8 protein-coding genes are annotated in these 14,805 nt (G+C 71.4%); all 8 read left to right on the forward strand.

Annotated elements, in window-relative coordinates; genetic code table 11:
- Positions 1–13: 13 nt before the first annotated feature.
- The gene (locus E3T24_RS17680) at positions 14–1,015 is read left to right on the forward strand and encodes an FHA domain-containing protein (protein WP_241975809.1); all 1,002 of its coding nucleotides are present in this window, start codon (positions 14–16) and stop codon (positions 1,013–1,015) included.
- Between the two features lie 28 nt (positions 1,016–1,043).
- Positions 1,044–1,886 (forward strand): protein phosphatase 2C domain-containing protein, encoded by an 843-nt coding sequence (locus E3T24_RS13145; RefSeq protein WP_134365397.1) that lies wholly within the window; start codon positions 1,044–1,046, stop codon positions 1,884–1,886.
- Positions 1,887–2,002: 116 nt separating this feature from the next.
- Complete coding sequence (locus E3T24_RS13150) at positions 2,003–3,427, forward strand: serine/threonine-protein kinase (RefSeq protein WP_134365398.1); 1,425 nt, start codon at positions 2,003–2,005, stop codon at positions 3,425–3,427.
- Entirely contained in the window at positions 3,424–9,324 is a 5,901-nt protein-coding gene (locus E3T24_RS13155; RefSeq protein ID WP_241975810.1) for a fibronectin type III domain-containing protein, read from the forward strand. The genes E3T24_RS13150 and E3T24_RS13155 overlap by 4 nt, the downstream gene beginning before the upstream one ends.
- A gap of 22 nt (positions 9,325–9,346) precedes the next feature.
- Positions 9,347–10,318, forward strand: coding sequence for a MoxR family ATPase (locus tag E3T24_RS13160; protein WP_134365400.1), 972 nt, complete (start codon positions 9,347–9,349; stop codon positions 10,316–10,318).
- On the forward strand, positions 10,315–11,661 hold the full coding sequence (locus E3T24_RS13165) for a DUF58 domain-containing protein (protein WP_241978705.1): 1,347 nt from the start codon (positions 10,315–10,317) through the stop codon (positions 11,659–11,661). The genes E3T24_RS13160 and E3T24_RS13165 overlap by 4 nt, the downstream gene beginning before the upstream one ends.
- Complete coding sequence (locus tag E3T24_RS13170) at positions 11,658–14,048, forward strand: transglutaminase-like domain-containing protein (RefSeq protein WP_134365401.1); 2,391 nt, start codon at positions 11,658–11,660, stop codon at positions 14,046–14,048. Before E3T24_RS13165 ends, E3T24_RS13170 begins: the two co-directional genes overlap by 4 nt.
- Positions 14,045–14,782 (forward strand): FHA domain-containing protein, encoded by a 738-nt coding sequence (locus E3T24_RS17550; protein ID WP_174776556.1) that lies wholly within the window; start codon positions 14,045–14,047, stop codon positions 14,780–14,782. Before E3T24_RS13170 ends, E3T24_RS17550 begins: the two co-directional genes overlap by 4 nt.
- The last annotated feature ends 23 nt before the right edge of the window (positions 14,783–14,805 follow it).

Here is a 14,805-nt window from a genome sequence, read left to right on the forward strand (position 1 = left end):
AAGGTGGCCTGCCGTGGGACGCGTCGGTTACGAACTTCTGCCCGGACAGGCAGCCGACTGGACCTTTGTGGTGGGGCGCGGCTTCATGGCCGCCCTGCCCGCGGCCACCCCGTCCGGCATCATCGCCACCCTGAACGCGCTGGTAAGCGCACCCCAGGTGGAGGCCGAGGACATCGTCGCGCTCCTGCCGCTGGGTGGCGGGGACGCGGTCGAGAGCTTCGCGGTCATCGTGCAGCGGGCGCCGACGGATGAGGACGGCATCCCGGTGTCCGTGATCGTCCGCGGCGAGGTCGCGGTCGATGTGTTCTCGGTCGGCGGGTCGCGACGGTTCACGGCCGGCGGCATCCGTCCCTGGCACCTCGCGGACTTCCGCGCCGTGATCGGGCTGGCCGTCGGTTCGCCGGAGCGATCCGCCCCCCGGTTGGACCGGCTCGAAGCGGGCCGGGATTTCGGCGTGGGCACGGTTCTGGCGCGCACCCTGTTCTGGTCGCTGGCGGACCTCGCCCAGAGCGAGGAATCGACGCTCATCCGGGTGCCCCGCCCCGATGCGGGCGCGGACGCCGATACCGTCCTGCATCGGCCGACCCTGCCCGCGCCCGCCCCGCAGCCCCAGGCCGAGCCTGCCGACGGGCCCCGGGGCGCGCCCGCCGACCGGCCCCGGTGCGGGTTCCGGCTGCCGGACGGCCAGGAAATCCGCCTGGACACGGTCTGCCAGCTCGGCCGTCGGCCGCGCCCACCGCGCATTCAGCGGTCCGTTCCGGTTCGGCTCGTCACCGTCGCCTCCCCGACCTCCGCCGTCTCCGGAACGCACCTGGAAATAGGGCAGGAGGGGGAGTCGGTGGTGGTCACCGACCTCGGCTCCACCAACGGCACAATCGTCACCGCGCCCCGGGGCCGCGGGCAGCGGCTGCGCCCCGGCGAGTCGCTGGTGGCGCTGCCCGGTACAAAGGTGGACATCGGGGACGGTAATATCATCGAGATCCTCCCCGCGAGCGGCATCACGCCGACTCAGTAAGCGCACGCCGATTTCGGAAGGCACATCCGTGACCCAGATAGGTCAAGGTTCGACCGGCTTCACGGTCGTTCTCCCGTCGGTGCAGAAGACGGTGACCCTGGCCTGGGCCGCCCTCACCGACACCGGGCACCGCCGCCAGGTCAACGAGGACAGCCTCGTCGCCGAACCTCCCGTCTTCGCCGTCGCTGACGGCATGGGCGGCCATTCGGCCGGCGACGTCGCCAGCGCCGCGGTGGTCACCCGGCTCGCCGAACTCGCCGGGACCGACCACCTCGAAGCGGAAGCGATCAACTTCGCCCTCGGCCTCTCGGTCATCGACATGGCCGCCGGCGAAGGCGTGACCGACCTCGGCACCGGAACCACGGTGACGGGCGTGGCAATCGGCATCGTGTCCGGCGCACCCCAGTGGATCGTCTTCAACATCGGCGATTCCCGGGTGTACCAGCTCACCTCCGGCGTGCTCGAACAGGTCACCACCGACCACTCCGTTGTGCAGGAACTCGTCGACGCGGGACGCATCACGCGGGACGAAGCCGACGTGCACCCGCACGGCAACATCGTCACTCGGGCCGTGGGCTTCCACGAACCGCCCGTTCCCGACTACCGCATCCGCCCGCTGCAGGCCGGAATGCGCCTGCTGATCTGCTCCGACGGCCTGACCAAGGAGCTCACGGCGTACGGCATCCGTCATTTCCTCATTTCCAACCCGCGGGCGGATGACGCGGCGGAGGCACTCCTGGACGCGGCCCTCGACAACGGCGGTCGGGACAACGTCACCGTGATCGTGCTCGACGTTCTCGCCGTCGAAGACTCCTCAGCAACCGAAGACACCGCAGCAGCCGAAGGGTCCGTACCCCCAGAGTTGGGGTGATTCCCCGGCCCCGGTTCGGGAAATCCCGTGCCTAGACTTAAAACCACGCCCGTCGATAAACCCGGTCGCCGGCATGGGTCCACGCACGAGATGCATCGATGACACGGGAGGCGACAATGGCCAGACGCTTACCGTCGACGCCCCCGAACCTGCCCGGGTTCTCCTACCTGCGCGTGCTCGGTTCCGGCGGTTTCGCCGACGTCTTCCTTTATGAGCAGAACATGCCCCGGCGTCAGGTCGCGGTCAAAGTGCTGCTGGCGGAGATCGTCAACGACCACGTTCGCCAGCTGTTCCAGGCCGAAGCCAATCTGATGGCCCAGCTCAGCTCGCATCCGTCCATCCTGACGGTCTTCCAGGCGAGCGTCTCCGCCGACGGGCGACCGTATCTGGTGATGGAGTACTGTTCCTCCACCCTCAGTCAGAGCTATCGCGTCGAAGCGCTCTCGGTGCCGGAGACCCTGCGGGTGGGAATCAAGATCGCCAGCGCCGTCGAAACGGCGCACCGGGCCGGAGTGCTCCACCGGGACCTCAAACCCTCCAACATCCTCGTCACCGCGTACGGACACCCGGTGCTGTCCGACTTCGGAATCGCCGCCACGCTCGGCGAGGCCGAGAATTCCGACGCGATCGGGCTCTCCATCCCCTGGTCGGCGCCCGAGGTGCTGCTGAACGAGATCTCCGGCTCGGTGGCCTCCGAGGTGTGGTCGCTCGGCGCCACGCTCTACTCCCTGCTGGCCGGCCGCTCGCCGTTCGAATTGCCCGGTGCGGACAACGGCTCGGCCCAGATCATGGGCCGGATCCAGAAGGCCGGGATTCCCCCGCTGAACCGCACCGATGTGCCCGGCCGGCTCGAACTGATCCTCGCCAGGGCGATGTCCCGGCGCCCGGAACTCCGGCAGCCCAGCGTGCTGGAACTCATCCGTGAGCTGCAGTCGGTCGAGGCGGAGCTGGGGCTCGCGCAGACCCGCCTCGAGGTCGCGGTGGACGACTGGGCGACGAGCACGCTCGCGGACCAGGACGACAAGACCCGGATCACGGCCATCAACTCGATCGACGCCTACGCCGGGCGCCGGCGCCGGAAGCCCGTCCCGGCCGGCGCCGCACCGCGGTCCACGACCAGGGCCGGAACGGGCAGCGGCACACCGGGGGACACCGTGACGACCCTGCCCCGCACGCGCAAGCGAGCGCTCACGCTCGTGGCGCTGCTCACGGCGGCGGTGCTCATCCTCGGGCTGGCCGCGACGGCGGTCGCCTTCCTCATGCGCGACTCCGGGAACGCGATCCCCGGCGTCAGCGATGTGTCCGGCGAACTCCGCAACGGGACGGTCGTCTTCAGCTGGCCCGACCCGGGGGTCAGGGACGGCGACAACTTCGTGGTCGCCCTCCGCACCGGCGAGAGCAGCATCCAGCGCGGAACGGAATTCGCGGTCGACCCGCAGGGCGAGGAGCGGGTCTGTGCGACCGTGTCCGTCAGCCGGGACGGCCAGGCCGGCACTCCGAGCGGCGAGAAATGCGTCGACACCACCGGTGGCGGCCCGTGATCCGTCGGTGGCTCTCCGCCCACCGTTCCCTGTTCGTCACCACGCTCAGCGGCACCGTCGTGGTCGCCGTCATCGCCGCCGTGGCGATCGTCTCCGGCGGCTACACGGCCCAGCGCCTCGACCTCGGCGACGCCGCCGTCTGGGTGACGAACGAGACCCGGCAGGTCGTCGGTCGGGCCAACACGGCGGTGTTCGAGCTCAACACCGTCGTCACCGCCGGGAGCGGGAACCTCGATGTCGTGCAGCAGGGCGCCACCGTCCTGGTGCTCGATCGCGGCAACAGCGCGCTCGACATCCTCGACCCCGCGACCGCGGAGGTCGCCGACAGCGTGGCGCTGCCGCCCACCGCGCCCACCGTGTTCCTCGCGGGGGACCGAGCGGTGATCGCGTCGGATGGCAACGTCTGGAACGTGCCCGTCAGCCGCCTGGACGGCTTCGACGCGGCCGCGGAACCCACGCTGGCCTTCGGCGCCGGATCCGTCGTCAGCGTGGACGCCGACGGGGTGCTGTACGCGTTCACCCCGTCCACCGGCGAGCTGTCCCGGGTGGACCTGCTCACCGCCGGTACTGTCACGGACACTCTCACCCTGGCCGCGGGCGCACCGGAAGACCGCTACCAGCTGACCAGCGTCGACGACCGGTGGGCACTGCTGAACGAGTCAACCCGTCGCCTGCACCTCGAGAGCGGCGAGGTCGACCTGACCGGGATCATCCGTTCGGGGGACGGGCCACTGCTGGCCCAGCCGAGCGTGCGCGGCGACCGGGTGCTCGTCTCCCACCGGGAGGGGCTCGTTTCCGTGAGCCTCGAGGGCGGACCGCCGGCCGCGGTGGTCACCGGTCGCAGTGGGGCCGCTGCCGCCCCCGCGTCGGATGAGGCCTGCTCCTACGCGGCCTGGGCCGACGGCACCGTCTGGCGCCAGTGCGCGAACGACCCCGCCGACGGCACAACGGCCACTCTGACCGGCCTCGCCGGGGACGCCCGGCTCTCGTTCCGCCGGAACGGCACCGGCCTGGTGCTGAACGACGCGCGAGACGGCGCGGCCTGGGCGGTGCAGCAGGGCAACGAACTGATCGACAACTGGGCCGACCTGATCGACGCCGACCAAAACCAGCAGCAGGTCGAGCAGAACACGGATGACGCCACCCCGGAGTACGAGAAATCCCAGGCTCCCCCGGTCGCCGTCGACGACGAATTCGGGGCCAGGCCCGGCCGAACCGTGACGCTCCCGGTCCTGCTCAACGACTTCGACCCCAACGGCGATGTGCTGGTGATCGACGCGGTGACCCCGTTGCCGGCCGAAACCGGCCGGCTCGCCCTCGTCGGGAACACCCAGCAGGTGCAGCTCGCGCTGACACCGGAGGCCACCGGCACGGTGAGTTTCGGCTACACGATCAACGACGGGCGCGGGGGAAGCGCCTCGGCGACGGTGACTCTCACCCTGCGCGGCGACGACGAGAACTCAGCCCCCGTGCAGGCCCGCACCACCAGCACGACCGTGCGGGCGGGCGGGCGGGTGACCAGCCAGGTGCTCGGCGACTGGGTCGACCCGGACTCCGACCCCTTCTACCTGACCGCAGCGACGATCCCCGCGCCCGACCTGGTCAGCTTCACGCCGGCCGGCAGCGTCGTCTACACGGATGCCGGAACCGAGGCCGGTGCCAAACAGGTCACCCTGTCGGTCACGGACGGCCGGGACACCGGCACCGGATCGCTCTCGGTCACGGTGCGGCCGAGCGGGTCGGTCCCGATCGTCGCGGAATCCTTCGTGGTCCTGGCCACCGCCGGCAGCGAGGTCACCGTGGTGCCGCTCGAACACGCCCGCGGCGGCTCGGCGCCCCTCCGGCTGAGCAGCGTGCCGGCCAAACCCGATGCGACCATCACCGCCGACTACGACGGCGGCAGTTTCCGGTTCGAGAGCGCCGTGGTGGGCGTGCACGAGGTCGAATACGCCGTCACGGACGGCCAGCTCACCGGGACCGGTCGGATCCGGGTGGAGGTCGCCCCCGCGCCCGACGCCAACACCGCGCCGGTCACGGTGCCGCACACGGCCTTCATCCGCGGCCAGCAGGCCACCCTGGTCGATGTGCTGGCCACCGACTCCGATCCCGCCGGCGGTGTTCTGCTGGTGACCGGCACGATGGATGTCCCCGCCGACAGCGGCCTCCGGGTCGAGATCCTCGACCAGCGGATCCTGCGGGTGACCCTGACGCAACCGCTCGAGAACGCGACGGCCGTCTTCGGCTACCGCGTCAGCAACGGCCTCGCCGAGGCGACCGGCACGGTCACCGTGATCGAGATCCCGCCGCCGGCGCAGAAGCAGGCTCCCATCGCGGTGCCGGACACGGTCTCGGTGCGGGTGGGCGATGCCATCGACATCCCGGTGCTGGCCAACGACGAGCACCCGGACGGCGACACGCTCACCCTCGACCCGACGCTGGCGACCCCGCTACCGGCCGGTTCCGGCCTGCTCTTCGCCGCCGGAACGAAGCTGCGCTTCCTGGCGCCGAAGACGGCGGGGAACTTCACGGCCGTCTACCGGGTCAACGCGCCGGATGGCCAGTTCGCCAACGCCGAGGTGCGGATCGCGGTTCGGGAAGCGGACCCTGATTCGAACAACCCGCCCGTGCCGAAGACGGTGACCGCCCGCGTGCTCGCCGGCGACACGGTGAGCATCCCGATCCCGCTGTCCGGGATCGACCCGGACGGGGACTCCGTGCAGCTGGTCGGCCAGGAGACCAATCCGGAGAAGGGGTCGGTCACCATCCGTGGCGCCGATTCGATCGAGTACACGGCGGGGGAGTACTCGGCCGGCACGGACACGTTCACCTATTCGGTGGTCGACGCCCTCGGCGCCCGCGCCGTCGGCAGCGTGCGCGTGGGCATCAGCCCCCGCCTGGACGGTGCGCGGAACCCGGTCGCGGCCCCCGACGAGGTCGCCGTCCGCCCCGGCAGCACGGTCGCCGTGCGGGTGCTCGGCAACGACTCCGATCCCGACGGCGGAGACCTGACCATCACCCGGGTCGAGGCGACCGGCACCGCCGGTTCCCGCGGGCGCGCCGTCATCGACGGTGACGTCGTCTCCGTCAGAGCACCGGCGCAGGAGGGGCGCTACGGGTTCATCTACGAGATCCAGAACGCGCGGGGCGGCACGAGTTCGACCTTCCTCACCGTCGTGGTGCGCGCGGACGCCCCGCTCTCCAAACCGGACGCCCGTGACACCCACGTGGCACTCTCCGATGTGCTCGACGCCCGCGGCACGATCGACGTCGACGTCCTCGCCAACGTCTTCTTCGCGGACGGCCCGGTCAAGAGCCTGGGGCTGAGCGTGCCGGCGAGCTTCTCGGGCGTCGCCGAGGTGACGGATGCCCGGCGCATCCGGGTCAGCGTCGGCGACGCCGGCCAGATCATTCCCTTCTCCGTGAGCAACCCGGATGACCCGAGCATCGTGTCCTACGCCTTCATCTGGGTGCCGGGCACCGACGACGCCCTGCCCCAGCTACGCAAGGGTGCCCCGAGACTGACCGTGTCGAGCGAGTCCCTGCTCAGCATCGACATCAACGACTACGTCGTCGCGGTCGGCGGCAAGAAGGTGCGCCTGACCGACCGGAGCCTGGTGCAGGCCACCCACGCGGACGGCGCCGACCTGGTCAGCTCCGATTCCGCCCTCGCCTACACCAGCGCCGACCAGTATTACGGGCCGGCCTCGATCTCGTTCGAGGTGACCGACGGTGCCGGCGCGGCCGACCCGGACGGGCGCACCGCGACGATCGTGCTGCCCATCACGGTTACCCCCCGCAAGAATCAGCCGCCCGCCTTCGACGGCGCCGTGCTGGACCTCGAGCCGGACCAGACGAAGGTCATCGACCTGACCAGGCTCACCTCCTACCCGTATCCGAAGGACCAGGCCGAACTGGCCTACACGGTGCTCGAACCGCTCCCGACCGGGTTCACCTATTCCCTCGACGGCCAGCAGCTGACCCTCCGAGCCGCGGAATCCACGCCGAAGGGCGACCGGAGCGCGATCACCATCGGCGTGCGCGACAGCGTCACCGCGGGCAAGGCGGGCCGGATCGACCTGGGCGTGGTCGCCTCCACTCGACCGCGGGCGATCCCGGTCGCCGACACGGCCATCGCCCCACGCGGACGCACCACCGTCGTCGACGTCCTCGCGAACGACGACGCTACGAACCCCTTCCCGGCGGTGCCGCTGCGGGTCGTCGCCGTGCGCGGCCTCGACGGCGGCAGCGTCCCCCGCGGAGTGACGATCACGCCCAGCGCCGACAAGAGCAGGCTCACGGTCGTGGTGGCCCAGGACGCGGCGCCGGCGGACACGAACCTCCAATACCAGGTCGCCGACGCCACCGGAGACCCGAACCGCTACGCCTGGGGCACGGTGCGGATCTCGGTACAGGACAAGCCCGACGCGCCGACCGGCGTGCGCGTGACCGGCTTCGCCGACCGCGGACTGTCCGTGGCCTTCAACCCGGGCGCCTTCAACAACTCAGCCATCACCGGTTACGAGATCACCCTGCTCGACGCGTCCTCCGGCGCCCCCCTCGGCACCACCCCCTGCCAGGCCACGACCTGCGAGGTGGCGACCCCCGGCAACGGGCAGGGCAACGCCCTGCGGGTGTCCGTCGCCGCCCGCAACGCCATCGGCCTGTCCGACCCGGCCGTGCTCGCCGACCGGGTCTGGTCCGACGTGGTGCCGCCCGCTCCGACCGGGCTGGCCGCCGAACCGCTCGACGGCGGGTTGCGCCTGCGCTGGAACACCGTGGCGGCGCAGGGCGGCGGGACGGCCATCCGTGGCTATGAGGTGACCGTGGGCGGAACCGGCCGCGGCGAAACCAGCGCGTCCGGGGCCGACTGCGGCGCGACCTCGTGCAGCATCGTCGTCACCGGACTGACCAACGGAGCGAACACGGAATTCACCGTGAGCGCCCGCAACGACGCCTACCCCGCCCTGGCCGGCTGGAGCAGCGCCTCGGGTGCGGGAACGCCGTTCGGACCCGCCCGGGCCGGAGCGATCTCCGCGAACGCGACGGATTCCAGCGGCTCGGTGGCGCTCACCTGGGACCCGTTCGATGGCCGGGGCGACGCGATCGACGGCTACGTCGTGCAGCGGCTGAGCGCGGACCAGGTGCCCACCGGGGCCCAAGCCTGCAGCGTGTCCAGTCCGGCGCCGGGCACGCTCAAAGCGCCCACGCAGGGCGGAATCGTCGCCGAACAGAAGATCCTCAGCGGCGCGACGACCTCGGCCACCTTCGACAACCTGCTCACCGACAACGGCCGGTACTACTTCATCGTGTGGGGCTACAACCGGGCCGGCTGCGCGCCGACGGACGTGGTGAGCGCCCTTGTGCGCCAGGCTCCGGGGCCTGTCACCGACGTGCAGAGCTCGATGGCGGCGCGAGGCGACGCCTGGGACCTGCGCGTCGACGGGGTCAGCCCGAGCGCCGGCATCAGGGAGTACAACCTCCGGGCGGTCGACGGGTCCGGCAACGGGGTCCCGGGCAGCCAGGTCACCTTCGGCGGGTCGGGCTGGCCCCGGGAACTGCTGGGCCTCCCGTTCGGGCAGACGGTCCGGTACCAGGTGCAGGCCTGTTCGCCCTGGGGTACCTGCGGGCCCTGGTCCGGAACCTACTCGGCGCCGGAGGCATCCGTCAGGTTCACCGTCACCGGGCTCGCCTACGACCCGGTCACGGGCGTGTTCGGCTGGACCAACGGGCCGGACAACAACGGGATCGGCGCCGACTACACCTGCTCCGTGCGCGGTGACCCCGCCTCCTCCACCCGGGGCGGACCGAACTCCTGCGCCCTGGCCGCGCCCGCGCCGGCCGGCACGGTGCGCCTCACGGTGACCGTCAACGGCCACGCCTACAACTACGATCAGTGATTCCGACGAAAGTGACCACCCGATGACGATGACCCCGCAGCAGGCCGCTCAGTTCGCCGATGTGTTCGAGCGCCTGGTGAACGGGGTCGAGCAGGTGCTGCTCGGCAAACACCACGTCATCAAGATGGCGTTCACCGCCCTGCTCAGCGGCGGCCACCTGCTGCTCGAAGACGTGCCGGGAACGGGCAAAACCTCCCTGGCCAGGGCCATCGCGCAGAGCGTGCGCGGCACCAGCAACCGGGTGCAGTTCACCCCGGACCTGCTGCCGGGCGACATCACCGGGGTGAGCATCTACGACCAGCGCAGCGGGACATTCGAATTCCACCGCGGGCCGATCTTCGCCAACATCGTGCTGGCGGACGAGATCAACCGGGCCAGCCCGAAGACCCAGGCCGCCTTGCTCGAGGTGATGGAGGAGGAGCAGATCACGGCCGACGGGGTCACGCACCCCGTCGCATCCCCCTTCATGGTGATCGCCACCCAGAACCCGATCGAGCAGGCCGGAACCTACCGGCTGCCCGAGGCTCAGCTCGACCGGTTCATCATGAAATCCTCGATCGGCTACCCCGACCACGCCTCGACGATCCGCATTCTCGAGGGGGCCGGCCAGCGCGCGCACGAGGCCACGGTCCCGGCGGTGGTCTCGGCACAGACCGTGATCGAGCTCGCGGCCCTCGCCCGCACGGTCTTCGTCGACGCCACCGTCAACGACTACGTGGCCCGCCTGATCGACGCCACGCGCACCAGCCCCGAGGTGCGCCTGGGCGCCAGCGTGCGCGGCGCCCTGGCGCTGGTACGCACCGCGAAGACCCTCGCGGCCGCCAACGGCCGCCACTACGTCATCCCCGACGACGTCAAGGAACTGGCCGAGGCGGTGCTCGCCCACCGCCTGGTCCTCGACCCGGAAGCCGAGTTCGACGGGGTCACGCCGTCCAGCGTGATCGCCCGGATCCTGATCGAGACCCCGCCGCCCAGTGACAGGCAGGCTGCGTGACCCAGCGGATGCCCGGCGAGGGAAGGTTCGGCCGGTTCACTCCGCGCCGGCCCCGCCCGGTGTCCCACGACGGCCTCCTGGCCGAGGGTGTGTCGCGTGGGATGCGCGCCGCCCGGAGGTCCGGCACCGGCGCCTCCGTCGCGGGCGGGTTCATCTCGGCCGTCGTCACCCCGCTCGGCTGGTGCGTCCTGGGTGTCCTCGCCGCCTCCCTGCTGTTCGGCTATGCCCTGGGCTGGACGGAACTCGTCGTCATCGGCTGGACCGCCATGGTGCTGGTCGGGGCAGCGCTCAGTTTCCTGATCGGCCGGAACGCGTACGAGATCCACCTGTCCCTGTCGGTCGACCGGGTGGTCGTCGGGGCACGCGTTCCCGGCGAGGTGAGCGTGCTGAACCCGACCCGTCAGCGGCTGCCGGGCGTGGGCGTGGAGGTTCCGGTCGGATCCGGGCTGGCCGAGTTCGCGATGCCGAGTATCGCGCGCGGCGGCAGCTTCGAGGACCTGTTCATCGTTCCCACCCTCCGGCGCGGGGTGATCCCGATCGGTCCCGTGCGCACGGTACGCGCCGACCCGCTCGGGCTGCTGCGCCGGGAGATCGTCTGGGCCGAGCGGGTCGAGCTGTTCGTGCACCCGCGCACCCTGTCGATCCCGAGCATGAGCACGGGATTCATCCGTGACCTCGAGGGCAACCCGACCAGGGACCTGACCAACAGCGACGTGTCCTTCCATGCGCTCCGCGAGTACGTGGCGGGCGATGAGCGGCGCAGCATCCACTGGAAGAGCACCGCGAAAACTGGCCGCTACATGGTGCGTCAATACGAGGAATCCCGCCGCAGCCACCTGATGGTGGCCTTGAGCCTGTTCGTGGGGGACTTCGCGACCGAGGACGAGTTCGAAATGGCCGTCAGCGTCGCCGGCTCCCTCGGCGTGCGGGCCATCCGTGATGCCCGCACCGTGTCCGTCGTGGCCAGCGCGCCGACACCGGACCTCGCCCGGCGCGGCGCTCCGGCGCTCCGGCCGCTGAGCACACTCACCCGCACCCGGCTGCTCGACGATCTCAGCCGGGTCGAGACATCCGACCGGATGATGCACGTCGGGGCCCTGGCCAAGGCCGCGGCCGACACGGTCGCGGGCATCTCCGTGGCCTTCCTGGTCTGCGGCTCGGCCGTCACCCTGTCCCAGTTGCGCACCGCAGCGAATCGCTTCCCGGCGGGGGTCGAGGTCGTGGCCGTGGTGTGCGACCCGGAAGCCGTCCCCAGCCTCAAGCGCGTGGCCGAGCTCAGCGTGCTCCGGATCGGCTTCCTCGAGGACCTGCCGCACAGCCTCGCCCGATCGCTGGCGGCATGAGCGCCCGCGCCGCCGTCCGCTCCGGCGCCCGCAGCGCCCGCCCGGGCTGGCGTTTCACGGTCGGGAACACCGTCGGGCTGTTGCTGGCGACCGCCGCGGCCGCCACAGCCCTCTGGCCGGTCTACCGCAGCCGTGAATTCGTCGTACTCGTGGGCGTCACCTTCGCCCTGGGGGCCGTGACCGCGATCCTCGGTGCGGTGTTCCGCTGGCCGGCCTGGCTGGTGGCCCTGGCCACGATCGCCGTTTACGTCATCGCAGGCGTGCCACTGGCCATCCCCGGCCAGGCGGTGCGGGGCATCCTTCCGACCGGAACCGGTCTGCTCGAGCTGGTCTCCGCGACCGCGCTGAGCTGGAAGCAGCTCGTCACGATCGTGCTGCCGGTCGGGTCCTACCAGACCCTGCTCGTGCCCGCCTTCATTCTCGTTCTACTCAGCACCGTGATCGGCCTCTCCGTCGCCCTGCGCGCGCGGATCGGCGAACTCGGCGCGCTCGCCCCGGCGGCGCTGTTCATCGCCGGCATCGGCCTCGGACCCACCGTCCCGTCCGCCCCGATCGCCACCGGCCTCGCGCTCTTCGTCGTGCTCCTGTTCTGGCTGCTCTGGTTCCGCGCCGTGCGCCGCGGAGCCGTGGTGCGCCTGGTCGCGCAACAGTCGCGCCGAACGACCGCGTCGACGGCGGATCGCCGTTTCGCGGCGGTCCGCGGACTGGTCGGCGCCAGCGTCATCGTCGCCGTGGCGGTGGCCGCGGGCACGGCGGCCGCGATCGCGCTCCCGGCATCCGCTCCACGTGACGTGCTGCGCGCACGCGTGCAGCAGCCGTTCGACCCGCGGGACTACCCGAGCCCGCTGAGCGAGTTCCGCAGCTATCTTCAGCCCGCCCGAGCCGAGGCCGCACTGCTCGAGGTCGCGGGCCTGCCCGAGGGAGGGCGGCTGCGACTGGCCACCCTCGACGGGTACGACGGCGTCGTGTACTCGGTCGGCAGCGAGCAGGTGAGCAGCGCCTCCGGATCGTTCACGCGCCTGCCCGACCGCCTCGACCAGTCCCGGATCGATGGCGACCAGGTGACCCTGGCCGTCACGATCGACGGCTACACCGGGGTGTGGGTGCCCGGGGCGGGCCAGCTGGAACGGATCCGGTTCAGCGGCCCGACGAGCAGTGCGCGCTCAGACTCGTTCTTTTACAACGACAACAGCGGCACGGCCGCGGTGCTGACCGGGCTGGCCCGGGGCGACAGTTATCGCAGCGTCGGCGTGGTCCCGCGGTCGCCGGATGCGCTGGCCGGCCTGCGCCCGGGCCCCGCCGTCCTGCCGCCGCTCAGCGTCCTCCCGGACGAACTCGAACAGGCCCTGGCCGGCTATGTGAACGCCGAAGACGCCCCCGGCGTGCAACTCCAGTCGATGCTGGACGGGCTCCGAGCGGACGGCTACGTCAGCCACGGCGTCGGCGCGGACGAGCCGGTCAGCCGGTCGGGGCACGGAGCCGACCGGATCAGCCAGCTGTTCACCGACCAGCCCATGCTCGGCGACGCCGAACAGTATTCCGTGGCGGCGGCTCTGATGGCACGGCGGCTCGGTTTCCCGGCCCGGGTCGTGGTCGGCTTCGTTCCCCGCAGCGGAGACGGAGCCGGGGCCGACGCGACCGGCACGGTCACCGTCGTGGGGTCCGACCTCTCGGCCTGGATCGAGGTGCAGTCCACGACCGGCTGGGTCACGCTCGATCCGAACCCTCCGCTGCGCGACATCCCGGCGAAGCAGCCCGACGACCCCACCGTGGTGTCCCGGCCGCAAACCGTGGTGCCACCGGCCATTCCGGAGATCGCGGAACAGCGGGACCCGGCCCCGCCCGAGAACTCGGTCGAGGACCCGCCGGCACCGCTCAGCCCCTTCCTCGCCTTCCTGCTCGCCGCGGCGAAAGTGGCCGGTTGGAGCCTGCTCGGCCTGGCCGTCGTGCTCTCGCCCTTCCTGCTCATCATCGCGGCCAAGGCCCGGCGCCGCCGGCTTAGACGCACCCGTCCGGCGCCCCTGGACCGGATCCGGGGCGGTTGGCGCGAATTCGCCGACGCCGCGCTCGACCATGGCATCTCGGTGCCGGCGGGGGCGACCCGCACCGAACTGGCCCGAACCGTGGGCGGGATGCGGCCACTGGTGTTCGCCGCGGCGGTCGACCGGGCGGTTTTCGCCCCGGACCGGCCGGGCAGTGCCACCGCCGACGAGGTGTGGCTGTTGGTCGCCGAACATCGCCGTGACCTCAACGCGGGGAAGAAGCGCCTCGCCCGGCTGCGAGCCCTCGTCTCCCTGCGGTCACTGGGTCGCTACGCTGGAGGGGCATCCGTTCGACGGTCGGCCCCACGAGGGGGAGGCCGCGGCCCGGGAGGAGTCGGTTCGTGAACTGCCGGATCTGTGGGGCACAGCTGCCCGTCGGCGCCATGTTCTGTGGCGAATGCGGCAGCTCGAGCACGGCAACCCCGAAGACCCGCAAACGGTCAGACCCTCGGCCCAGCGACACCACCATCATCCAGCCGCTGCCGCCGCAGCGGGTCGTGATCTCCGTCCCGATCGGCGCCGACGGGCGCCTCGGGGCGCCGCCGGTCCCGGCTCCGGTCCCGGTCCCGGCTCCGGCTCCCGTTCCAACCACCGCTCCCGTCCCGGCTCCCGTTCCGGCTCCGGTTCCCGTTCCGGCTCCGGTTCCCGTTCCGGCTCCGGTTCCCGTTCCGGTTCCGGTTCCCGTTCCCGTTCCGGTTCCGGTTCCGGTTCCGGTTCCGGTTCCGGTTCCCGTTGCGACTCCCGCCCCGGCGCCCGCGCTGTTCGTGCTCCAGTTCAGCACCGGCGAGACCGTCTCGGCAAACGGGACGGGGCTGGTCGGCCGCCGGCCTCTTCCTCAGCCGGCCGAGCACTTCGATCTGCTGGTGCAGGTCAACGACCTCGGCCGTTCCGTGTCCAAGAGTCACCTCGAATTCGGGCAGCACGACGGCGAATTCTGGATCAGTGACCGCTTCTCGGGCAACGGCACCATCATCCGTCGCCCGGACGCGGTCTCGGTCCGGTGCGAACCGGGCCGCCGCTACCTCGTGCCCCGCGGCTCGCGGGTCGACCTCGCCGACCAGTTCTTTATCCTCAACTAGCGAGTCCCCGAACCAATTCGACG

The organism is Cryobacterium sp. TmT2-59, assembly GCF_004403545.1.
Classification (GTDB): Bacteria; Actinomycetota; Actinomycetes; order Actinomycetales; family Microbacteriaceae; genus Cryobacterium; species Cryobacterium shii.